This is a genomic window from Streptomyces sp. NPDC088116, from assembly GCF_044741745.1.
In the GTDB taxonomy this organism is placed as follows: Bacteria; Actinomycetota; Actinomycetes; order Streptomycetales; family Streptomycetaceae; genus Streptomyces.
This window is the reverse complement of sequence record NZ_JBIUTF010000001.1, coordinates 1042572-1065760: the sequence shown is the minus strand read 5'-3', so window position 1 is coordinate 1065760 and position 23189 is coordinate 1042572. Positions and strand designations below refer to the sequence as shown.

The window sequence follows — 23189 nt, the reverse complement described above, 5'->3', positions numbered from 1 at the left end:
ACGGGAATTCCGGTACGGGACGAAGCGGTCTATGGGGCGAACGTCACGAGCCGGCCGCGCGCAGTACCGCCCGGCGCACCTTCCGCGCCCGGCGCACCATCCGCCGCGCCGCCGCGTTGCGCGGGATACGGGCCAGCTGCGCCGGGACCGCGCCCGGCAGCCCCAGCGAGGTGAGCCGGCGCCGCTTGAAGTAGCGCCAGGTGTACTGGTCCAGGTGGTGCGTCAGGTGGTTCTCCGCCGTTGCGCGCAGCTGCGGATATATCTTCGGCTGCATCGCGTACCCCACCGTCCCGACCAGCTCGGCGAGCCGACGCTCCGGCCGGTGCGCCGCCGCCTCCTCGACGTCCAGCGGCGGCAGCAGCGCGTCCACGATCGTCACCGGCACACGGTTGCTGTTCTCGTACGGAGTGAGCCGCTCCAGCAGCAGCGCCGTGTCCGTACGCGCCACCGGGATGCCGTAGAAAGCGGACGCCGTGAACAGGGCGGTGGAGAAACAGCCGACGACCAGCGCCGGCTTCAGCCGCCGGTAGAGGACCTCGGCGAGCACCGGGCTGTCCAGGATGGTCAGTTCGGCGCCGGCCTTCTCGGCCTCGCGCTCCAGGAGCTGGTTCCACACGGCCGGGGCGGACGGATGCGGCTTGAACACCACCTGGGTGTGCCCCAGGGCGACCGCTCCCCGCACCATCCGGATGTGCAGGTCCTCCTCCTCCCCCTCCGTGAGGATGCCGAGTGCGGAGAGGTACTGGCCGAGCAGCAGCGCCGGAGGAACGGACGGCGTCTCGATCGCCGATCCGCTCTCCGCGTCGGTCAGTTCGTCCAGTACGCGGGTGAACCGGTCCGTCGGGATCAGCTCGGGCTCGACGCCGAACTCGGTGAGGAGCAGCGGCTTGAGCCCCGGCACGAGGTCGAGATGCAGCAGCCTGCGCACCCGTTCGCCGACCAGCGGGTCGATCTTGGAACGGGTGGGCCCGTAGCTCATCAGCCCGTCCGCGTACACGTGGACCGGGGCGCCGGCGAAGATCTGCGCGATCGCGAGGGCCGGGTTGACCTGGATGGACTCCACGGTCAGCTCGACGGTGTCGTCACCGAGGGCCCAGGCCAGCCGCAGGTGGCGTTCCCACAGGGGGACATCGTCGGCGCGCGGCGACCAGCCGCCGGGGTGGAACGGCGCGATGGTCTCATTCCACGACACGAGGTCGTCGAAGCGGTCGCGCAGCTGCTCGAACCCGGGCATCTCGTCGATGGAGGGGGCCAGTTCGGGCGAGCCCGCGTTGTTGCAGACGACGAGCACGCGCCGGTCCGCCGGCCGGAAGAGCCCGGCGTCGATGGCGGCGGCGAGGGTGGCGGCTCCGTAGAGGGTGGAGGCGCAGAAGAGCTGCGTGGTACGGGCGCCGGTCGTCGTACGGGGGAAGGGCGTGGACGGTTCCATCACGCGGCCGCCTTCCCTGTCGAGGCCGACACCGGCCGCCGGCGCAGGCGCCGCAGACGGGAGGAGCGGTCCAGGTCCATCGAATCCAGCGCTTCCTTGAGAACGTCCTGGGGCAGCCGCTTCAGAGCGGCCGCGCTCATGGACCGCAATTGCCGGGCCACAGCCGGTTCGAACCGGTCCTTCGCGCCCAGATGGTGGGCGATGATCGCGCAGTACGTGCGCACCGCTTTCGGCAGGAAACGGTCCGCCTCGGCGTCCTTGGCCGTTTCCTCGATGACCTGATCGAAGGCCCGGATGAAATCCAGCTGCCGTACGTCACCGATCTGGGTGAGCGAAGAGGCCACCCCGCGCCGGTAGAAGATTCCGAGCAGACCGACCGCGGCGAACGACTCCGCCTCCCGGTGCAGCCGCCAGATCCACGGCCGGTCCTCGGCCGTGCGCAGTCCGTCGGTGAAGTGCAGCAGACCGCGGTCGGCGAGACGCCGGTGGTAGATGCCCGCCCAGGCGTACGGATAGTCGACGGAGGTGGACCGGTGCTCGGGCAGGATCCAGTCCCGCGGCCGCAGCACCTCGTCGCGCCGGCCGACCGGGGCACGGCGGACCGTCCGGGCCCTGGCCGTGAACTGGACATGGTCGGTACGGACGAAGTCGCAGCCCAGACGCTCGATGGAGCCGAGCAACTGCTCGTAGAAACCGGGCGCCACCCAGTCGTCCCCGTCGAGGTAGGTGACGTACTCGCCGCGCGAGGCGTCCAGGCCCGTGTTGCGCGCGGTGGCCAGACCGCCGTTCTTCTCGTGTCTGAGCAGAACGGCACCCGGGAGCTCGCGCTCCGCGCGTTCGAGGATCTCCGGGGTCCCGTCTGTCGAACAGTCGTCGACCAACACGAACTCGAAGTCCTCACGGCTGTTGGCTCGGAGACTTCTCAGGGTTTCTAGGGCGTATGTCTGCACGTTGAAGAACGGCACGACGACGGAGAGCTTGACCACCTGCGTGACGCTAGGCGCAGGCCCGGCATTCCTCCTGACATTCGGACGCATGGCAGGTGAACGAAGAATGGCGGAACGGTGAACCACCCCGCGCCGGGTGCTTCCCGTTCGCTCTGTAGGTGGCCTTCCGTCCATTTCCCGGCCGCCGAAGCCATTCGTAGATGTGCTGTTAACCCTTTATTGCCATTGAGTTGGGCCGAGCAACGGAATGGCTTTCTAACGTCCTCGTCGTGCCATCACGTAACAGCCAAGCGGTCCGGGTCGCCGTGCTCGCCGACTCCGACACCCGGTGGAAGTGGGGTGCGCTCACCGCGCGCCGCATCGCCCCGGACGACCGCCCCACAGAGCTCAGCGGCTTCCTGCTGCGCGGACGAGCCACGCCCACCGCCCGACAGCTCGCGGAGGTCGGCGCGGAGGCGGACGCCCTGCGGGAGGTGACCGGCACCGCGTTCCTGCGGGCGCTGCGCGAGGAGTCGTACGACATCGTCGTGCTGGCCCTCGTCGGCGGCGCCGTCCAGGCGATGCTGCACGGCATGGCCGCGCTCCGCACGGAGTTCCGGCCCGTCGTCGTCACCGGCTACGTCGGTGTCGTCTACGAGAAGCTGTCGGACGGCCTGCTGCTGCGGCACGGCGCGGACGTCGTCCTCGCCAACTCCCTCTACGACGCCGAGCGTTTCCGCACGGTGTACGAAGGGGTCGGCGCCGACGCCTCGTCGGTCACCGAGGCGGCGCTGCCGTTCCTCGGGGGCACGCCGTACACGGCCGACGAGGAACGCGACACCCTCGTCTTCGCCGCCCAGCCGTCCGTGCCGACGACCCGCGCGGACCGTACGTACCTGCTGCGGCGCCTGGTCGAGCACGCCCGGCTGCACCCGCACCGCGAGGTACTGCTCAAGCTGCGCAGCAAGCCCGGCGAGCACACCACGCACGTGGAGGAGTACCCGTACCAGCGGCTCGTGGAGAAGGTGCCCGGCGGTACGCCGCCCAACTTCCGTCTGGTGTACGGGAACATGGGCGAGGTCCTGGACCGTACGGACCTGCTGGTCACGGTCTCCTCGACGGCCGCGCTGGAGTCCTTGCACCGGGGCATCCCGACCGCCATCCTCACCGACTTCGGGGTGCGCGAGCCGCTCGGCAACCACCACTTCATCGGCTCGGGCTGCCTGGCGTCCTGGGACCAGCTGGACGGCGGCGGCCGGCCGAGCGCCGATCCGGACTGGTCCGCGCGTCAGGGCGTGGTCTCCGACGGCTCGTACGCCGCGGCCTTCGACCACGCCCGTGAGCGGGTCACAAAACTCCTCGACGGGCCCGAACTCCCGCCGATCAGCCCGTACTACACGGTCACCACCGCACCCGGATACCTGCCGGGCTTGCTGGCCCGCTACCACCTGGCGCCCGACGGCAAGCCGCTGGCGACCGCGCCCGAGGGCGCCGACAGCGACGCGAGCGGGCTGCGGCGCGTGGTGCGCGAGGCGGTACGGGGCGCGGCGCGGGGCGCGTACCGGCACGGCGTGCAGCGCGTGGCGCCGGTCATCCGCCGGATGGGCGAGCTGTGAGCGGGCCCACGGGCAGCGCCCCCGCCGTGCACCGACCGGCCGTGCAGGCGGCCCCCGACCACCGAACCGCGACCCACGAGGTCGCGATCCAAGGAGCAGAAGAGATGACCGTCCTCGCGGTGATCCCCGCACGCGGCGGATCCAAGGGCGTACCCGCCAAGAACCTCGCCGCCGTCGGCGGTGTCCCGCTGGTCGTCCGAGCGGTCCGCGCCGCCCTCGCGGCCCGGCGCGTGACGGATGTCGTCGTCTCGACGGACGACGAGGCGATCGCCGACGCGGCCCGCGCCGCCGGCGCCGAGATCGTCCTGCGGCCCGCCGCGATCGCGGGGGACACCGCGACCAGCGAGGCCGCCGTGCTGCACGCGATGGACGCCCACGAGGCGATGCGCGGCACCACCACGGACGTGGTGCTGCTGGTGCAGTGCACGAGCCCCTTCATCACGGCCGACGACCTCGACGGCGTCGCCGGCGCCGTCACCGAGGACGGTGCGGACACCGCGCTGACCGTGGCGCCCACGCACGGCTTCATCTGGCGCCAGGACAGCACGAGCGACACCGGCGGGCCCGACGGCTACGGCGTCAACCACGACAAGGCCAATCGCCCGCGCCGCCAGGACCGCCAGCAGGAGTACCTGGAGACCGGTGCCGCGTACGCGATGCGGGCCGAGGGCTTCCGCGAGGCGAACCACCGCTTCTTCGGCCGCACCGCGCTCGTACGGACCGATCCCGCCCGGGTCCTGGAGATCGACGACCCGCACGACCTGGCCCGCGCCCGCGCGCTGGCACCGCTGGTCGACCCGGCCGTCCTGCCGTCGTACGAGGACATCGACGCCGTCGTGCTCGACTTCGACGGGACCCAGACCGACGACCGGGTCATGGTCGACTCGGACGGCCGCGAAACGGTCTCCGTGCACCGGGGCGACGGACTCGGGATCGCCGCGCTGCGCCGCTCGGGACTGGAGATGCTCATCCTCTCCACCGAGCAGAACCCGGTCGTCGCCGCGCGCGCCCGCAAGCTCCAGGTGCCGGTGCTCCACGGCATCGACCGCAAAGACCTCGCACTCAAGCAGTGGTGCGACGAGCACGGGATCACGCCCGAGCGCGTGCTGTACGTCGGCAACGACGTCAACGACCTCCCGTGCTTCGGACTCGTCGGCTGGCCGGTGGCCGTCGCGAGCGCCCATGACGCCGTACGCGCCGAGGCGCGTGCCGTCACGACGACCCCGGGCGGAGAGGGCGCGATCCGAGAGATCGCGGCCTGGCTCCTGGGCCCGGGTCTGAACAACCACCTCACCACCCCGAACCACATCACCACCCTCAACAAGTAAGGACGCTCCATGAGCACCGACGTCAGCCCCCGCCTGCGTACCCTCGGTACCCGCACCGCCGGCCCCAACCGCCCCGTCTATGTCACGGGCGAGATCGGCATCAACCACAACGGCGAGCTGGACAACGCTCTGGCGCTGATCGACGCGGCCGCCGAAGCGGGCTGTGACGCGGTCAAGTTCCAGAAGCGCACCCCGGAGATCTGCACCCCGCGCGACCAGTGGGACATCGAGCGCGACACCCCCTGGGGCCGGATGACGTACATCGACTACCGTCACCGCGTCGAGTTCGGCGAGGACGAGTACCGCTCCATCGACGAGCACTGCCGCAAGCGTGGCATCGACTGGTTCGCCTCCCCGTGGGACACCGAGGCCGTCGCCTTCCTGGAGAAGTTCGACGTCCCCGCCCACAAGGTGGCCTCCGCCTCGCTGACCGACGACGAGCTGCTCCGCTCGCTGCGCGCCACCGGCCGTACGATCATCCTCTCCACCGGCATGTCGACGCCGAAGCAGATCCGTCACGCGGTCGAGGTGCTGGGCAGCGACAACATCCTGCTCTGCCACGCCACGTCGACGTACCCGGCCAAGGCCGAGGAACTGAACCTGCGCGTGATCAACAGCCTCCAGGCCGAGTACCCGAACGTGCCGATCGGCTACAGCGGCCACGAGACCGGTCTCCAGACCACCCTCGCCGCCGTCGCGCTCGGCGCCGCGTTCGTCGAGCGTCACATCACCCTCGACCGCGCCATGTGGGGCTCCGACCAGGCCGCCTCGGTCGAGCCGCAGGGCCTCACCCGCCTCGTCCGTGACATCCGCACCATCGAGGCCTCCCTCGGTGACGGTGTCAAGAAGGTGTACGAGTCGGAGCTGGGCCCGATGAAGAAGCTCCGCCGCGTCGCGGGCGTCGTGGCCGAGGCCACCGAGCCGGTGGCGGTCTGACGCCATGACCGGTGCCGCCGGGGGCCGCACCCCGCACCCCGAGTCCTCTCCCGGGACCGCTTCCTCCGCCCGGACCGCACGCGTGACCGCTCGCGCGGCCGCTCGTGTCAGGTCCGGCGAGAAGTCCCGTGCGATCGCCTTCGTGGAGAGCCCGGTCCAGCTGCTCAACGTGCTGGAGTGGGCCCGCGTGAGCACGACCGGTGACGCGCTCACCGTCGTCGTGCTCTCGCCCACCGATCCCATGTCACGCGGCCAGCTCCGCAGGATGGCGGAGCTGGCCCGGGACGAGGGCTTCACCGTGCGCTGGCAAGAGGCGCGCGGTGGTGCGGGGGCACCCCTGCGGACGGTACGGGAGCTGGCGCCACTGCTGCGCCGGACCGGCCGGATCGTCATCGGCGATCCGTTCTCCCGTTACGTACAGCTGCTGCTGACCCTGGTCAGCGGCAAGGAGCTGACGGTCGTGGACGACGGCACCGCGACGCTGGAGTTCATCGGACAGGTGGCCCGGGGCGAGCCGCTGGTGCGCTGGCACCGGCGCGGCGGCAGCCGTGGACCGCGCGAACTGGTCCTGGCACCGGTCACCGCGGTCGCCCGCCGCCGGCTCACCCCGTCCGGCCCCCGTACGGTCGAGGTCTTCACCTCGATGCCCGTGGACGAGGTGCCCGCCGGCATCACGGTGACCGCCAACACCTTCGAGTGGACCCGGTCCACCTTCGGCCCGCCCCGCATCGCCACGGGCGCCGACATGGTCGGCACCTCGCTGGTCGAGACGGGCGTGGTCGACGGGGACCAGTACACCCAGGCGGTCCTCTCCCTGGCCCGCGCCCACGGCGCGACGCGCTACTTCGCCCACCGCCGCGAGAACGTGGACAAGCTCCACCGCCTCCACACCGAGACGGGCCTGGAGATCGTCCGCCCGGACCTGCCGCTGGAACTGATCGCGAGGCGCGGCCCGATCGGCAGCACGGTCCTGAGCTTCCCCTCCACCGTGGTCCACACCCTGCCCCTGGCCCTGGCGGGCACGGGCGTACGGGTAGCGGTCTGCGACATCGCCCCGGAATGGCTGAAGGACACGGCCTCCCCCCGCGCCCAGGGCTTCCTCTCGGGCGTCACGGGCACGGCCCGCGACGTCCACAGGCTGCCGCGCATGCCGTCCCCGGCGTAGGGCACCCGAGGAGTACCGGTCAGCGCCCCTGACCGGACGGGACCGTACGACCCGTACGGGCACGGGCCCACCGGCCGGGGGCCGCGAAATGGCCACCGGCGGCCCACCGACGGCCCACCGGTGGACCGTTTCCCGGGGTGAGGGCCCGGAGGAAGGCGCTGATATACCCGCTGCGATCGCACGCCATGCATCTCGGGACCGTGTTTCTTCGTCTGTGCGGCTGAAATTTTGTTGATCGAGGGGCCGTTGATCACGGAAGGGGCCTACTCTTCAACAGGTGAGCCAGTTGATGTCCCGAGAGTCCGAGACCGACCTGCCCGCGGAAGCGGCGCTTCCCGGCGTGCTGCCCGATGCCCTGCGCAGCGAGCTGATCGCCTTCCGCCGGGACATGCACATGCATCCGGAGCTCGGCAACCAGGAATTCCGCACCACCGCCGCCCTCAAGCACCGGCTGGAGCAGGCCGGGCTCAAGCCCCGGGTGCTCGGGACCGGTACCGGACTCGTGTGTGACATCGGGACGGCACAGGGCGGGACGCGAGACTCGCGCAGCTCGCACCTGGGCGGTGTGCGGCCCATGCTGGCGCTGCGTGCCGACATCGACGCGCTGCCCATTCCGGACACCAAGACCGGCGTGCCGTACCGCTCCACCGTGCCCGACCGGGCACACGCCTGTGGGCACGACGTCCATACGGCCGCGGTCCTCGGCGCCGGGCTGGTGCTCGCCGGGCTCGAACGGCAGGGGCTGCTCCCCCATCCCGTACGGCTGATCTTCCAGCCCGCCGAAGAGGTGCTGCCCGGCGGAGCCGCCGACGCCATCGAGGCCGGGGTGCTGGACGGGGTCGGCAGGATCATCGCCGTGCACTGCGACCCCCGGGTCGACGCCGGGCTGATCGGGCTGCGGCCCGGACCGATCACCTCCGCCTGCGACCGGCTGGAGATCACCCTCGACGGGCCCGGCGGCCACACCGCCCGCCCCCACCTCACCACCGACATGGTCACCGCCGCCGCCAAGGTCGCCACCGAGGTGCCCGCGCTGCTGGCCCGCCGGGTCGACGCGCGGTCCGGGCTCGCCGTCACCTGGGGACGCATCGAGTCCGGCCACACCTGCAACGTCATTCCGCAGCACGCCGAACTCTCCGGCACCGTCCGCTGCCTGGACCTGCCCGCCTGGCGTGACGCGCCCGACCTGGTGCATGCCGCGATCGACGAGATCGCCGCGCTCCACCAGGCGAAGACGCAGATCAACTATGTGCGCGGGGTGCCGCCGGTCGTCAACGACCCGGTCGTCACCGAGCTGTTGCGCGACGCGCAGAGCGCGCGCCGTGGACCGTACGCGATCGAGGACACCGAACAGAGCCTCGGCGGCGAGGACTTCTCCTGGTACCTGGAACAGGTGCCCGGCGCGATGGCGCGGCTCGGCGTCAGGGTTCCCGGCAGCCAGGTCCCGTACGACCTGCATCGTGGCGATTTCGACGTCGACGAACACGCGATCCAGGTCGGCGTGGAGCTTTTCACCGCCGCAGCGTTGATCGACGGCAACCGTTCGTAACCGGCCGGAAGGGGGGCGAGGGTGCCACGGATATGAAGAGCTCCGGACACCCTCGCTCCTATGGTCCTATGACGCCACGCCTATCTGGTGCGCGGCACTGTTTGGGATCTCGCAGCGACTATCAGATGCGGTACACATAGACGCCGACCTTGGAGATGCCGACATTCGGGTTATCGGAGCACTTCGCGCTGGATGTCTGCCCATTGCCCTTGCCCGGCCCGTACACAGTGAAGGTGGTACCGTGTGGGGTTACGCAAATGAGCTTTACCTGAAAGCGCTCAACTACCGGAAGCATGGCGGTGCACTTCGCGTATCCTCGCCAAGGCGCGCTGTTGGATACCCACGTGTTGCATTCCGCTTCCTGGACGGTCGATTCCCCGGCAGATGCGGCGGGTGCCATAAGCGTTGCCCCGGTCGATATCGCGAGCGCAAGCCCCGAAATGAACGAAAGTTGCTTCTTCACGTCTTCTCTCCCTCTCGCCTGTCGAATTAATTGAATTATCGCGGCGAAGTAGCGTCAGTGGTCGAAGGCGACGCCGACCTTGGAGACGCCTACATTCGGATTGTCTGAGCACTTGGCGGTAGAGGTCTTCGTGTTCCTCTTCCAGGGGCCATACACGATGAAGGTAGTGCCGTGCGGTCCGACGCAGGTGACCTTCACACGGAATTGATCCGATATGCCCATGCCGCTGCAGTACGCGCTACCGCTCCAAGGGGCACTGTTGGACTTCCAGGTGTTGCAGTCGCCGGCTGCCGATGCGCTGGGAGCCATAGCGACCGTGGCGGCCGTGACCGCGAGGGTCAGACCGAGGGTGATGGAAGAGCTTCTTTTCATGTTTCCCCCTTGTTTTGTGCATGTGGCTATCGCGCGCTGGGTTGACTTTCGAACGACTCTCCCCCGTCGTGATTCCACTCGCCGTTGCGTGTGGATGGAATTTCGTGTGCGAGTCGTCTCCGGCCGCTTGCGTGCTCTGGTCGAGCGGCTAGAAACTTCTATCACCCAGGTAAAGTGACGGTCAACGGGAATTAAATGTTCCGTTTTGTTCCGCTTGGCGTCGAACCTTCACTGCGGCCCGTCGATTCATCTGGTAGCCGCTCCAGTTCGAAACGGGTGAGGGTGGAAGGTGGGTGGCCGGGGGTGCGACCGCCGAGCCTCCTGGCGTCGTGCGGGTCTCATTGGAGAGCGGGCGTAAGGGGTGTCGCTGTTCGTGATCAACGTGTCGCGCAAGGTGACCATCAGGTTTTGGGGACGATCCGATAACGGCTTCCGTTGAGGGTCTTTATCTGGCATCTACGCGCGTTACGATCGCGGCGAAAAGCAGCGCCGGAAGTGGCGCTTAGGCCAGGTTGAAGGAGCCTCCCTTGCGCCGGATCACCAGGATCGCCACCGTGGGCGTCGCGTCTGCGGCGCTCGCGTTCACCGCAACCGCGTGTGGGAACAAGTCGTCATCGGACGCCGGTTCCGATGCCAGGGGCGCCGGTGCGGCCATCGCCTACGACGTCGGCGGCCGTGGGGACCAGTCGTTCAACGACGCCGCCTACGAGGGTCTGGCAAGGGCCGAGAAGGACCTCAAGATCAAGGGCCGCGCGGCGGAGCCCACTGACGGCGAGTCCGATGCCGACAAAGTGCAACGTCTGACGGAGCTTGCCCGCGCGGGAAACAACCCGGTAATAGGTGTCGGCTTCGCCTACGCGCCCGCCATTCAGAAGGCGGCCGAGAAGTTCCCGAAGACCACCTTCGGTATTATCGACGACTCGTCTAAGACGGGGAAGAACATCGCCAACATGGTGTTCAACGAGGAACAGGGCTCCTACCTCGGCGGGGTCGTCGCCGCGAAGGTGACCAAGACCAAGACGGTCGGCTTCGTCGGTGGTGTCGAGACCCCACTGATCAAGAAGTTCCAGGCCGGCTTCGAGCAGGGCGTCAAGGACACCGACCCGTCGGTCAAGGTCCTGTCGCAGTACCTCACCCAGCCGCCGGACAACACCGGCTTCTCCAAGCCCGACCTGGGCAAGGCCGCCGCGCAGGGGCAGCTTGACAAGAAGGCCGACGTGGTCTACGCCGCCGCCGGTCTGGCCGGTTTCGGCTCGATCGAGGCCACCTCCAAGGCCGGCAAGTGGGCCATCGGAGTCGACTCCGACCAGTACGCCCAGAAGGGCCTGGCCGCCTACAAGGACCAGATCCTCACCTCGGTCACCAAGGACGTCTCGGATGCGGTCTTCAACCTGATCAAGTCGGTCGAGGACGGCAAGCCGCAGACCGGCGAGATCCGCTACGGCCTGGACAAGGACGGCGTCGGCCTGGCCGACTCCAACCCGGCGTACACCAAGATGACCGACGTGGTCGCCGCGGTGGACAAGGCCAAGAAGGACATCATCGACGGCAAGATCAAGGTCAGGACCACCCCGTAACGGCGTCTGCCGGTTGCACGGTGAGTACGGTCCACGGGCCCGGAGTGACGGCAATCGCCGCCGCCCCGGGCCCCGGGCGCGCCGGTGGCGACAACACCCTCGTACCGGCCCCAACCGATCCGTATCCGAGCCCGTTCCGGCTCGCCCACCAGCTCCCGCCTTACGATTCGGCAGCGCTACACGTGTAGACGGCCCTCCGGCGCGATAACTTCACCCCCCGCCCTGCCCCACCCCGCCCCCGCTCCTTTCCGGCCAAGGAGAGTCCGTCATCAACACGTCCAGCACCGCTTCCGGCACCGCGTCCCGTACGCCGTCCGGGAGTTCCCCCGCCGTCGAGCTGCACGGCATCACCAAACGTTTCCCCGGTGTCGTCGCCAACAGCGATATCGACATCACCGTCCGCCGGGGCACCGTGCACGCCCTCTGCGGCGAGAACGGCGCCGGCAAGTCGACCCTGATGAAGATCCTCTACGGCATGCAGAAGCCCGACGAGGGAACCATCACCGTCGACGGCGAACAGGTCGCCTTCGGCAGCCCCGGGGACGCCATCGCGCGCGGCATCGGCATGGTGCACCAGCACTTCATGCTCGCCGACAACTTCACCGTGCTGGAGAACGTCGTTCTCGGCGCCGAGAAGCTGTACGGCATCGGCTCGAAGGCCCGCGCCAAGATCAGGGAGATCTCGGACGCGTACGGCCTCGGGGTCCGCCCCGACGCGCTCGTCGAGGACCTCGGCGTCGCCGACCGGCAGCGCGTGGAGATCCTCAAGGTCCTCTACCGGGGCGCCCGCATCCTCATCCTGGACGAGCCCACCGCCGTCCTGGTCCCGCAGGAGGTCGACGCGCTCTTCGACAACCTGCGGGAACTCAAGGCCGAGGGCCTGACCGTCATCTTCATCTCGCACAAGCTGGGCGAGGTGCTGTCGGTCGCCGACGAGATCACCGTCATCCGGCGCGGTACGACCGTGGGCACCGCCGACCCGGCCTCCACCACCTCCAAGCAGCTCGCCGAGCTGATGGTCGGCAGTGAACTGCCCTCGCCCGAGACCCGCGAGTCGACGGTGACCGACATCCCGATGCTCGCCGTGGACGGGCTGCGGCTGGCCGCCACCGACCCCGACGGCGCGGTACGCGAGGTACTGGCCGGGATCACCTTCACCATCCACCAGGGCGAGGTCCTGGGCATCGCGGGTGTCGAGGGCAACGGCCAGACCGAGCTGATCGAGGCGCTGATGGGGATGCGTGACCCCGACGGCGGGGTGATCACCCTCGGCGGCACCGACATCTCGCACGTGCCGACCCGCAAGCGGCGCGAGGACGGCATCGGCTACATCCCCGAGGACCGGCACCGGCACGGCCTGCTGCTGGAGGCCCCGCTCTGGGAGAACCGCATCCTCGGCCATGTCACCGAGCAGCCCAACAGCCGCGCCGGGCTGCTCAACCTCAAGGCCGCCCGCGCCGACACCACCCGGATCGTGCGGGAGTACGACGTCCGGACGCCCGGCATCGACGTCACCGCGGCCTCCCTCTCCGGCGGCAACCAGCAGAAGCTGATCGTCGGCCGCGAGATGAGCCACAGCCCCAAGCTGCTGATCGCCGCCCACCCCACCCGCGGTGTGGACGTCGGCGCCCAGGCGCAGATCTGGGACCAGATCCGCGAGGCCCGCCGCGAGGGTCTCGCCGTACTGCTGGTCTCGGCGGACCTGGACGAACTGATCGGGCTCTCCGACACCCTGCGGGTGATGTACCGCGGCCGGCTCGTCGCCGACGCGGACCCCGCGACCATCACGCCGGAGGAACTCGGCTCGGCCATGACCGGCGCCGCCACCGGTCACCTCGAAGCGGCTGAACCGGCCGGTCCGGCCGAGGCGGTCGACCCGGCCGAAACGACCGAGGCAGCACCAGCAGCCCCAGCAGCCGAAGCGGCCACAGTGGCAGACGCGGCGGTCGACGCAGTTCCGGAGGACGACGCCCGATGAAGAAGTTCGACAAGGACCGGCTGATCCTGGGCTTCGCAGGCCCGGTGCTCGCGCTGGTCGTCGCCATCGCCCTCACCTCGGTGGTGCTGCTGCTCTCGGGCAGCGACCCCTTCGAGCCGTACCGGATCATGTTCGAGTCCGCCACGTACGTCGATGTCCAGGTACTGATCGTCAACCAGGCCGGTACGTACTACCTGGCCGCCCTCGCGGTCGCCGTCGGCTTCCGGATGAACCTCTTCAACATCGGTGTCGACGGCCAGTACCGGCTCGCCGCGATGATGGCCGCGCTCGTCGGCGCCCGCGTCGACCTGCCGGGACCGCTCCAGATCGCGCTGATCGTGATCGTCGCGATGCTGGTCGGCGCGTTCTGGTCCGGGATCGCGGGCATCCTCAAGACCACCCGAGGGGTGAGCGAGGTCGTCTCCACGATCATGCTCAACTCGATCGCCACCAGCCTGGTCGCCTGGCTGATCCTGCCCAAGAACTTCGGCGTACAGCCCGCCGGTTCCAACAACCTGACGACCGGTGACCTCCCGGAGTCCGGCTGGTTCCCCGGGCTGTCCATGGGCGCCGAGGCCGGTGAGATCTACGGCTTCACCTTCGTCGCCGCCGCCTGCGGTGTCGCGTACTGGTTCATCCTCGGCCGTACCCGCTTCGGCTTCGACCTGCGCGCCACCGGCGCCAGCGAGAGCGCGGCCCAGGCCTCCGGCGTCGACGCGAAGAAGATGGTCCTCACCTCGATGCTGATCTCGGGCGGGGTCGCCGGCCTCGCCGGGATGCCGACGCTGCTCGGCGACACCCACACGTACAGCCTCGACTTCCCGACCGGCGTCGGCTTCACCGGCATCACGATCGCCCTGCTGGGCCGCAACAACCCGCTCGGGATCGCGTTCAGCGCGCTGCTGATCGCGTTCCTCGACAAGTCCTCGGCCTCCCTCGACCAGTACGGGTACGAGAAGGAGATCGCCACGATCATGCAGGGCCTGATCGTGATCTCGGTCGTCGTCAGCTACGAACTCGTCCGCCGTTACGGGCTCCGCCGCCAGCAGCAGAAGGTCGGCGAGGAACTCGCCGCCGGAGGCGCCCTCGCGACCGAGGCCGGGTCCGGGCCCGGGAACGACAAGAACAGCAAGAACGGCCGGAACGACAAGACCGAGAAGGAAGGGGCCGCGCTGTGAGTACGACTACGAACACGAGCACCGTCTCGGCCACCAGCGCCGCCCCCGCCAAGGGACCCGGCCGCCACACGCTCTCCCTGCCCGTCATCATGCTGATCATCGCGGGCGCGCTGGGCCTGGTCTCACTGGTACGGCTGATCAGCGGCGCCAACGACCTCACCTCCGTCGGCCAGGTCTCCGGCGCCCTCGAACTCGCCATCCCGATCGGGCTCGCCGGACTCGGCGGCCTGTGGGCCGAGCGCGCGGGCGTCGTCAACATCGGCCTCGAAGGGATGATGGTCCTCGGCACCTGGTTCGGCGCCTGGGCGGGCTTCCAGTGGGGGCCGTGGGCCGGTGTCCTGTGCGGCATCCTCGGCGGTGCGCTCGGCGGACTGCTGCACGCCGTCGTCACCGTCACCTTCGGCGTGAACCACATCGTCTCCGGTGTGGCCATCAACATCCTCGCCGTCGGAGCCACCCGCTACCTCTCCAACTTCGCCTTCGACGGCCAGGACGGCGGCTCCTCCAAGCAGTCCCCGCGCATCGACTCGATCACCGACATCACGATCCCCGGACTGTCCGACTGGATGCAGGATCTCCAGGCCAGACACTGGTTCCTGGTCTCCGACATCGCGGGGGTCGTCGGCGGTCTGGTCACCGACCTGTCGCTGCTGACCGTCGTCGCACTGCTGCTGATCCCGGGCACCTGGTGGGTCCTGTGGCGTACGGCGTTCGGCCTGCGGCTGCGCTCCTGCGGCGAGAATCCGGTCGCCGCCGAATCGCTCGGCGTCAACGTCTACAAGTACAAGTACATCGCCGTCACCGTCTCCGGCGGCCTCGCGGGCCTCGCCGGCGCCTTCCTCGCGATCGTCGCCACCGGCATCTACCAGGAGGGCCAGACCGGCGGCCGCGGCTACATCGGTCTCGCCGCGATGATCTTCGGCAACTGGATGCCGGGCGGACTGGCCCTCGGCGCCGGGCTCTTCGGTTTCACCGACAGCCTCAAGCTGCGCGGCGGCGCCGAGAACGTCCACGCGATGCTGCTGCTCCTCGCGATCCTGCTCGTCCTGGTCCTTGCCTGGCAGCTCTACCAGAAGAAATACGTCTCCGCGGTGATCTCCGGGGCCGTCTCGCTGGTGCTCTTCGTCTGGTACCAGCTCACCGACCAGGTGCCGAGCCAGTTCGTCGACGCCGCTCCGTACGTCACGACGCTGCTGGTCCTCGCGCTCTCCGCGCAACGGCTCAGGATGCCCAAGGCCGACGGGATGCCGTACCGGAAGGGACAGGGCTCGTGACCGCGCCCCCGAGACCTCCCACCCGCCCCGCACCCGGTGGGGCCGTCGACTGGGAGGCCCTGCGGGGAGCGGCCCGGGACGCCATGTCCCGCGCGTACGCGCCGTATTCGGGCTATCCGGTCGGCGTCGCGGCCCTGGTCGACAACGGCCGTACGATCACCGGCTGCAACGTCGAGAACGCCAGTTACGGACTCGGGCTGTGTGCCGAATGCGGCCTGGTCTCCGCCCTGCATCTGAGCGGCGGCGGCCGGCTCACCCACTTCACCTGCGTCGACGGCGCGGGTGAGGTACTGGTGCCGTGCGGCCGCTGCCGGCAGTTGCTGTACGAGTTCGGCGGGCCGGACCTGGTCCTGGAGACCCCGGAGGGCTTCCGCACGCTGGCCGAGATGCTGCCGCAGCCGTTCGGGCCGGGGCATCTCGCCTGAGACCGGACCCTGACCGGCGGCCGGTACCGGCCGCCGGTCATTACCAGTTGGGAATCTATGCGCGTAGAGATGTCCGGGATACTCTCGCGTACGTACTGAATGCCGTACGGAAAGTCGCACGGCACGCATCATCGAAAGGATCGTCATGGACGTCATCTCCGTCATCCGCACCAAGCGGGACCGGGGCGAGCTGAGCCCGGAGCAGATCGACTGGGTGATCGACGCCTACACGCGCGGCGAGGTCGCCGACGAGCAGATGTCGGCGCTGGCGATGGCGATCCTGCTCAACGGCATGAACCGCACGGAGATCGCCCGCTGGACCGCCGCCATGATCGACTCGGGCGAGCGCATGGACTTCTCCGCACTGTCGCGCCCCACGGCCGACAAGCACTCCACCGGCGGCGTGGGCGACAAGATCACGCTCCCGCTGGCCCCGCTGGTCGCCGCGTGCGGCGCCGCCGTACCGCAGCTCAGCGGCCGGGGCCTCGGCCACACCGGCGGCACGCTCGACAAGCTGGAGGCCATCCCCGGCTGGCGGGCGCTGCTCTCCAACGCCGAGATGCTGGACGTCCTGGAGTCCACGGGCGCGGTCATCTGCGCGGCGGGCGACGGGCTGGCCCCCGCCGACAAGAAGCTGTACGCGCTGCGCGATGTCACCGGCACCGTCGAGGCCATCCCGCTGATCGCCTCCTCGATCATGTCCAAGAAGATCGCCGAGGGCACCGGCTCGCTGGTCCTGGACGTCAAGGTCGGCTCGGGCGCGTTCATGAAGACCATCGAGGACGCCCGCGAACTCGCCGCCACCATGGTGGGCCTGGGCACCGACCACGGCGTACGGACGGTCGCCCTGCTCACCGACATGGCCACCCCGCTGGGCCGCACCGCGGGCAACGCCCTGGAGGTCCGCGAATCCGTCGAGGTCCTGGCGGGCGGCGGCCCCGCCGATGTCGTCGACCTGACCCTGGCCCTGGCGCGCGAGATGCTCGACGCGGCGGGCCTGAAGGACGCGGACCCGGCCAAGGCGCTGGCCGACGGCTCGGCGATGGACGTCTGGCGCCGCATGATCGCGGCCCAGGGCGGCGACCCGGACGCGGCGCTCCCGGTGGCCCGCGAGCGACAGGTGGTCACGGCCCCGTCGTCGGGTGTCCTCACCCGCCTCGACGCGTACGGAGTCGGCGTCGCCGCCTGGCGCCTGGGCGCGGGCCGCGCCCGCAAGGAGGACCCGGTCCAGGCGGGCGCCGGCATCGAACTCCACGCCAAGCCGGGCGACCCGGTCACGGCCGGCCAGCCCCTGCTGACGCTGCACACGGACACCCCGGAGAGGTTCGGCTACGCGCTGGAGGCGCTGGAGGGCGGCTACGACATCGGAGCCCCGGGCACGGCGTACGAGGCCACGCCGGTGGTGCGGGAACGTATCGCCTGACCTGCGCCCGCGGCCGGAGGCCGCTGATGTACATGCCCTGGTTCGGGCGCACGGGATCGGTGGACGTCCACCGATCCCGTTCGGCATGCTGGGATCGCCGGTGAAACGAAGGGTTCCCGGCCGGCTGACCGAGGCCCGCCATCCGGCGGCTCGGACCGCCCCCCGGACCCGGCAGATCAGGGGTCATGCCCGGCAGCGTACGGGCCGTGTCGGGGCGGCTGCGATGAGTTCCGGCGTCGTGGCCGGTCTCTTACGTGTGGATGTCACGAAACCGATCGTTCTCGTCATCGCCGGACGCGTCACATCGGCCGATGCGCCCCGGCTCAGCGGGGAGCTGTGCGCGGAACTGTCCGCGGGGACGGCCGTGCGGGAGACCGGGACGTCGCCGTACGACAACAGCGTGCCCGCCGAGGTCATCTGTGACGTCAGCGATCTCGTCCAGCCGAGTCTGGCAGCCGTTGAGGTCCTCGCCAGGCTCCAACTGGCGGCCCGCAGAAGGGGCCGACGACTGAGGCTGCGAGGCGCGGGGCGGGAGCTTCGGCTGCTGCTGGATCTTGTCGGGCTGGGAGGCATCGCCCAGCGGACGGCGGGGGACGGAGAACCGGACGACGGAGACCGTCAAGCTCCCTGAGCCACCGCCCGCCGAGCGGCCGTTTCTCACTCCTCGTCCGGCTTCCTCTCCTGCTCCTTCCCCAGCCTCGGCGGCAGGTCGAAGAGCGGGAACCAGCGCTCCGTGTCCAGGAAGCAGTGCAACCCGGTGATCCGGCCGTCCTCGATCTCGATGACCTGGAGCGCCCACGGTGTGAAGCCGCCGCCCGACTCCGCCGGCTTGTAGTGGGCGAAGGCCGGGGTGCCGTTGGCCAGGGTCGGGACGAGCCGCGAGCCACGGCAGCCTGCGCCGATGGTGAGCATGAAGCCGGTGATGTCGTCGTGGCCCTGGAGCCACAGGTCGTACGGCGGCATCGTGAACTTCGCGTCGTCATGGAGCAGGGCGGTCAGCGCCTTCATGTCATAGCCCTCGAAGGCCACGACATAGCGCTCCAGCAGCGCTTTCTGCTCCTCGTCGAGCTCGGCAGCCGCGTCCGTCGCGTCGGGCGGCGACTCGGCGAGCGTCGCGCGGGCCCGCTGGAGCGCGCTGTTGACCGAGGCGACCGTCGTGTCGAGCAGCTCGGCCACCTCGCTCGCCTTCCAGGCCAGGACCTCGCGCAGGATCAGCACGGCCCGCTGCTTCGGCGGCAGATGCTGGAGCGCCGCGACGAACGCGAGCCGGATCGTCTCCCGCGACACCGCCGTCTCGGCCGGATCCGCCACCGACGGCAGCACCCGGCCGTCCGGCACCGGCTCCAGCCAGACATCCTCGGGGCGCGCGCTGAGCTGGGCCTGGGCCACCGGAGTCGGCGCGGTCAGATCCATGGGGCGAGCCCTGCGATTGCCCGCGTTGAGCATGTCCAGGCAGACATTCGTCGCGATGCGGTACAGCCAGGAACGGAGCGAGGAGCGGCCCTCGAACTTCTCGAAGCCACGCCACGCGCGCACCATCGTGTCCTGCACGGCGTCCTCGGCCTCGAAGGCCGAGCCCAGCATCCGGTAGCAGTAGCCGGTCAGCTCCGTCCGGTACTTCTCCAGCCGGGAATCCAGGTCCTCTGCTGTTACAAGATCACTCATCGGTCACCCCAATAGCCCCCTTGGAACCCACACCCTCGGAAGCTACCGCAGCCCACCGACATCCGCCGGTTTCCGGAGAAATTGCCCCAGCCGGCCCCCGCCCGGACACGCCGGCCCCCGCCCGGACACGCCGATCCCCGCCCGGACACGCCGACGCCCCGCCCGGACACATGGATACGGACCGGGCCGCAGCGCTCTCGCGCCGTGGCCCGGTCCGTATCCGTCAGTCCGTGCGGTTCCGCGTTACCGCTGTGCCGCCGCCCGCACCGGTCGCCGCGCCGCCTGCGCGCGCGCCGCGTGGCTCCCGTACAGCGTGATCGAGACGACCCCGAGGACCGCCAGCAGTCCCAGCGCCACCGTGGCCTCCCAGCCGCCCGCGTGGAAGGCGAGCGCGCCCAGTGCGCCGCCCGCGCTGCTGCCCAGGTAGTACGCCGACTGGTAGAGCGCCGAGGCCTGCGCGCGGCCGGTCTTCGCCGTACCGCTCACCGCCGACGAGGCGACCGCGTGGCCCGCGAAGAAGCCCGCCGTGATCAGCACCAGGCCGGGCAGGACCATGACCAGCGCGTCCGAGAGCGTCAGCAGCAGACCGGACGTCGTCGTGCCCACCGCCAGGTACAGCGCGCCGCGCCGGCCCAGCCGGGCGACCAGCCGTCCGGCCGCGGCCGAGGAGACCGTTCCGACCAGGTAGACCAGGAAGATCGAGCCGATGACGCCCTGCGAGAGGCTGAACGGCGCTTCCACCAGCCGGTAGCCGATCACCGTGTAGACCGCGCCGAACACCATCATGAAGAGTCCGCCGATCGCGTACAGGCGGCGCAGCAGCGGGTCCGACAGGTGCCCGCCGACCGTCTTCGCCAGCGCGCGCGGGCTCAGCGACCGGGGCGTGAAGTTCCGTGCCCTGGGGATCATGAGGCGGAAGACGATCGCGCAGAGCGCCGCCATCAGGCCGACCGCGCCCAGCGCCGCGCGCCAGCCCCACAGCTGGGCGACCCAGCCGGTGACGATACGGCCGCTCATGCCGCCGACACTGTTGCCCGCGACGAACAGCCCGATCGCGGCGACCAGCGCCTTCGGCCGCACCTCCTCCGCGAGGTACGCCATCGCCGACGCCGGCAGGCCGGCGAGTGCCGCGCCCTGCACGGCGCGCAGCGCCACCAGCCACTCCACGTTCGGCGCGAACGGCACCAGCAGAGCGACCACGACCGCGATCAGCAGCGAGGCGGTCATCATCGTGCGCCGGCCGAACCGCTCGGACAGCGCGCTCAGCGGCAGTACGAACAGGGCCAGCGCGCCCGTCGCCGCCGAGACCGTCCAACTGGCCTGGCTCGCCGTCACACCGAGGTCGGTGGAGATGGCGGGCAGCAGGGCCTGCGTGGAGTAGAGGAGGGCGAAGGTCGCGACTCCGGCGGCGAAGAGCGCGAAGCTCATCCGGCGGTAGCCGGGGCGGCCCGGGGAGAGAAGCGAATCCGACGACGAGGAGGCCGGAGCGGACGGTGCGGCGGAGGCACCCGGGGTGGTGGGTGCCTCGGTACTGACTGAAGGCATACAACGACCGTAAGTACCGTGCACTCATGCGTCCAATGCATGGAATGGCGATAATCGTTCCCATGGTGCATGAACACAGCTCACGGAAGCGTCTGTCATGGGACAGTCACGAAGAAGACATGGCGCCGACAGCCGAACTGGACCCCGAGTCGTGGTCCGCGGTCCTCGCGCCCCGGCTGGCGTACTTCGCCGGGGTGGCCCGCCACGAGCATGTGACCCGCGCCGCGCAGGACATGGCCGTACCGCAGTCCACCCTCTCCCGGGCGATGGTCCGGCTCGAACAGGACCTGGGCATCGCCCTGTTCGCCCGTAAGGGCCGTACGGTCTCCCTCACCCACGCGGGCCGGACGTTCCTCTCCTCCGTGGAACGGGCCCTCGCGGAGGTGGAGCGGGCCGCCGAGTCCGTACGCGCCGACGCCGATCCGGCGTCCGGCAAGGTCGCCTTCGGCTTCCTGCACACCATGGGTTCGGAGACCGTGCCCGGACTGATCCGGGCCTTCCGCGCCGACCATCCGCGGGTGCGCTTCCAGCTCGTGCAGAACTACGGCGAGGCGATGATCGAGCGCATGCGCGCGGGAGAACTGGACCTCTGCCTCACCTCGCCGGTGCCCGACGCCCCCGACCTGGTCGCCCGGCGGCTGGACGAACAGCGGCTGCGGCTGGTCGTGCCCGACGAGCACCGGCTCGCCGGGCGCCGACGCGTCCGCCTCGCCGAGGCCGCCGACGAAACCTTCGTCACGCTCGAACCGGGATACGGGCTGCGCCGGATCACCGACGACCTGTGCGCCGAGGCGGGTTTCCGTCCGCGCGTCGCGTTCGAGGGGGAGGAGGCGGAGACGCTGCGCGGTCTGGTGGCGGCGGGCCTGGGCGTCGCCCTGCTGCCGCCACCGGCCGTGGCCCGCCCGGGAGTTGTGGAACTGACGGTCACGGCGCCGCGCGCGGTCCGCGAGATCGGTGTGGCCTGGCTCGACGGCCACCCGGACACCCCGCCGGTGGCGGCCTTCAAACGCTTCCTGCTGTCCCGGCGCGGCCAGCTGCTCCCGGACTGATGGACGCCGGGAAGGACGCCAGGAGGAGACCGGGAAGGTGGACGGGCCGACGGAGTCGGCGGCGGACGGTCCGCGGCCCACGGGGCGTGCGCCGAAGCGTCTTCGGCGCCCACCGGGCGCTCTGTGGCCGAGGCTCGCTTACGGCCGCAGCGACCGTCCGAACCCCGCCGCCAGCGGCATCCGCAGCCCCAGCGGCGGAGGCGCCGCCAACGCGTCGGCGACCGGCCGGGAGTACGCGCGCGAGAGCAGCGCCCCCAGTACGAAGTCCGAGGCCAGTGCCAGGACCTCGTCGTGGTGCTGGCGCAGCGCGTGTCCGTCGGAGTGGACCTCGAAACGGCAGGTGTCCCGATTGATCTTCTTGGCGCGCTCGGCCAGCCGGTAGGAGAGGTCGGGGTCGCACAGCGCGTCGTTGGTGCCGTGCATCATCAGAACCTGACGACCCGTCAACTGTCGTACCGGCTCCGGTTCGGCGGCCCGGTCGCACTCCGGCAGCCAGGGCGACATCGCCAGTACGGAGTTGACGGCCGGGTGCCCCGCCGCCCGCAGCGCGGCGCGGCCGCCCATGCCGTGCCCGGCCAGGCAGACGGGCACGTCGCCGTAGCGCCGTACGACCTCGTCCGCCGCCCACTCGGCGTCCGCCGCGAGGTGTGCGTCCGTACCGTTCCAGCCGCGGCTGCGGTAGTGCACCACGTGCACGACCAGTCCTTCGGGCGCACCCGCCCTGGCCAGCGAGCGCGCGAGGGGCAGGATGCGCGCGTACGCGAGGGGGGAGGGGCGCCGGGTGGAGACCGGTTCGCCCGTGGGGAGTACGAGCACCACACCGCCTATGGCCGATCCGGCGGCGGGGGCGGTGATCACGCGCCCCAGCCGCGCCCGCGCCTCAGCCTTCGCTCCCGGCCCGCGTGCCGTTCCCGTCTCCGATCTCGCTCCCGCCTCGGATGCCGTTCCCGTCTCCGGTCCCGCTGCCGCCTCGGATGCCGTTCCCGTCTCCGGTCCCGCTCCCGCCTCGGATGCCGTTCCCGTCTCCGGTCCCGCTCCCGCCTCGGATCCCGTTCCCGTCTCCGGTCCCGCTCCCGCCTCGGATCCCGTTCCCGAGTCCGGTTCCACTTCCGCCCGCGCCCGTGCCCGTGCCCGTGCTCGCGCCAGTGCTCCGGCTCCCGTGCCTGCCCCCGCCCATGCCACCCGCGCCCACCGTGTCCCTGCTCGTGCCCATGGCTCTGCCCGACGCCCGCGTGCCGTCCCGTCCCGGCCCGCCGTTCGTTCCTCCGGCCCGGGAACTGCGTGCTGTCCC

General features: G+C 70.4%; 20 protein-coding genes. 13 read left to right on the top strand and 7 right to left on the bottom strand.

What is annotated here, in order from left to right:
- Positions 1-43: 43 nt before the first annotated feature.
- Both ACIOJD_RS04660 and ACIOJD_RS04655 read right to left on the bottom strand, forming a co-directional pair.
- Positions 44-1429, bottom strand: a complete 1386-nt coding sequence (locus ACIOJD_RS04660; RefSeq protein WP_401908249.1) for a polysialyltransferase family glycosyltransferase — start codon at positions 1427-1429, stop codon at positions 44-46.
- Positions 1429-2415, bottom strand: coding sequence for a glycosyltransferase family 2 protein (locus ACIOJD_RS04655; RefSeq protein WP_401908248.1), 987 nt, complete (start codon positions 2413-2415; stop codon positions 1429-1431). The genes ACIOJD_RS04660 and ACIOJD_RS04655 overlap by 1 nt, the downstream gene beginning before the upstream one ends.
- Before the next feature lie 230 nt (positions 2416-2645).
- On the opposite strand from ACIOJD_RS04655, the gene ACIOJD_RS04650 reads away from it, so the two are divergent.
- From ACIOJD_RS04650 to ACIOJD_RS04630, 5 genes are all read left to right on the top strand, one after another.
- A complete protein-coding gene (locus ACIOJD_RS04650) occupies positions 2646-3971 on the top strand; it encodes a DUF6716 putative glycosyltransferase (RefSeq protein WP_401908246.1) in 1326 nt (441 codons plus the stop codon).
- Between the two features lie 104 nt (positions 3972-4075).
- Positions 4076-5299 (top strand): cytidylyltransferase domain-containing protein, encoded by a 1224-nt coding sequence (locus ACIOJD_RS04645; protein ID WP_401908244.1) that lies wholly within the window; start codon positions 4076-4078, stop codon positions 5297-5299.
- 9 nt (positions 5300-5308) lie between these two features.
- A complete protein-coding gene (locus tag ACIOJD_RS04640) occupies positions 5309-6235 on the top strand; it encodes an N-acetylneuraminate synthase family protein (protein WP_401876948.1) in 927 nt (308 codons plus the stop codon).
- A gap of 82 nt (positions 6236-6317) precedes the next feature.
- The gene (locus ACIOJD_RS04635) at positions 6318-7400 is read left to right on the top strand and encodes a hypothetical protein (protein ID WP_401908242.1); all 1083 of its coding nucleotides are present in this window, start codon (positions 6318-6320) and stop codon (positions 7398-7400) included.
- 289 nt (positions 7401-7689) lie between these two features.
- The gene (locus tag ACIOJD_RS04630) at positions 7690-8949 is read left to right on the top strand and encodes an amidohydrolase (protein ID WP_401908240.1); all 1260 of its coding nucleotides are present in this window, start codon (positions 7690-7692) and stop codon (positions 8947-8949) included.
- Positions 8950-9070: 121 nt separating this feature from the next.
- On the opposite strand, the gene ACIOJD_RS04625 is transcribed toward ACIOJD_RS04630, so the two are convergent.
- Complete coding sequence (locus ACIOJD_RS04625; protein WP_401908239.1) at positions 9071-9412, bottom strand: hypothetical protein; 342 nt, start codon at positions 9410-9412, stop codon at positions 9071-9073.
- 54 nt (positions 9413-9466) lie between these two features.
- Positions 9467-9784: a hypothetical protein gene (locus ACIOJD_RS04620; RefSeq protein WP_401908237.1), complete on the bottom strand. Its 318-nt coding sequence runs from the start codon at positions 9782-9784 to the stop codon at positions 9467-9469.
- A 527-nt stretch (positions 9785-10311) separates the two neighbouring features.
- Between ACIOJD_RS04620 and ACIOJD_RS04615 the strand changes: the two genes are divergently transcribed.
- From ACIOJD_RS04615 to ACIOJD_RS04585, 7 genes are all read left to right on the top strand, one after another.
- Positions 10312-11361 (top strand): BMP family protein, encoded by a 1050-nt coding sequence (locus ACIOJD_RS04615; RefSeq protein WP_401908236.1) that lies wholly within the window; start codon positions 10312-10314, stop codon positions 11359-11361.
- A 268-nt stretch (positions 11362-11629) separates the two neighbouring features.
- Positions 11630-13339, top strand: a complete 1710-nt coding sequence (locus ACIOJD_RS04610; protein WP_401908990.1) for an ABC transporter ATP-binding protein — start codon at positions 11630-11632, stop codon at positions 13337-13339.
- Entirely contained in the window at positions 13336-14517 is a 1182-nt protein-coding gene (locus ACIOJD_RS04605; RefSeq protein ID WP_401908235.1) for an ABC transporter permease, read from the top strand. The genes ACIOJD_RS04610 and ACIOJD_RS04605 overlap by 4 nt, the downstream gene beginning before the upstream one ends.
- On the top strand, positions 14514-15791 hold the full coding sequence (locus tag ACIOJD_RS04600; protein WP_401908234.1) for an ABC transporter permease: 1278 nt from the start codon (positions 14514-14516) through the stop codon (positions 15789-15791). The genes ACIOJD_RS04605 and ACIOJD_RS04600 overlap by 4 nt, the downstream gene beginning before the upstream one ends.
- On the top strand, positions 15788-16216 hold the full coding sequence (locus tag ACIOJD_RS04595) for a cytidine deaminase (RefSeq protein WP_401908232.1): 429 nt from the start codon (positions 15788-15790) through the stop codon (positions 16214-16216). Before ACIOJD_RS04600 ends, ACIOJD_RS04595 begins: the two co-directional genes overlap by 4 nt.
- 145 nt (positions 16217-16361) lie before the next feature.
- Complete coding sequence (locus ACIOJD_RS04590) at positions 16362-17639, top strand: thymidine phosphorylase (RefSeq protein ID WP_401908231.1); 1278 nt, start codon at positions 16362-16364, stop codon at positions 17637-17639.
- Positions 17640-17862: 223 nt separating this feature from the next.
- On the top strand, positions 17863-18270 hold the full coding sequence (locus ACIOJD_RS04585) for an STAS domain-containing protein (protein ID WP_401908230.1): 408 nt from the start codon (positions 17863-17865) through the stop codon (positions 18268-18270).
- A gap of 26 nt (positions 18271-18296) precedes the next feature.
- Here the strand turns inward: ACIOJD_RS04585 and ACIOJD_RS04580 are convergent, their stop codons facing one another.
- Positions 18297-19304: a sigma-70 family RNA polymerase sigma factor gene (locus ACIOJD_RS04580; RefSeq protein WP_401908228.1), complete on the bottom strand. Its 1008-nt coding sequence runs from the start codon at positions 19302-19304 to the stop codon at positions 18297-18299.
- Positions 19305-19547: 243 nt separating this feature from the next.
- Positions 19548-20849 carry an MFS transporter gene (locus ACIOJD_RS04575; protein ID WP_401908226.1) on the bottom strand — a complete coding sequence of 434 codons (1302 nt, stop codon included), beginning with the start codon at positions 20847-20849 and terminating at the stop codon, positions 19548-19550.
- A 62-nt stretch (positions 20850-20911) separates the two neighbouring features.
- On the opposite strand from ACIOJD_RS04575, the gene ACIOJD_RS04570 reads away from it, so the two are divergent.
- On the top strand, positions 20912-21898 hold the full coding sequence (locus ACIOJD_RS04570) for a LysR family transcriptional regulator (protein WP_401908225.1): 987 nt from the start codon (positions 20912-20914) through the stop codon (positions 21896-21898).
- 138 nt (positions 21899-22036) lie between these two features.
- On the opposite strand, the gene ACIOJD_RS04565 is transcribed toward ACIOJD_RS04570, so the two are convergent.
- Positions 22037-22756 (bottom strand): alpha/beta hydrolase, encoded by a 720-nt coding sequence (locus ACIOJD_RS04565; protein ID WP_401908224.1) that lies wholly within the window; start codon positions 22754-22756, stop codon positions 22037-22039.
- Positions 22757-23189 lie beyond the last annotated feature (433 nt).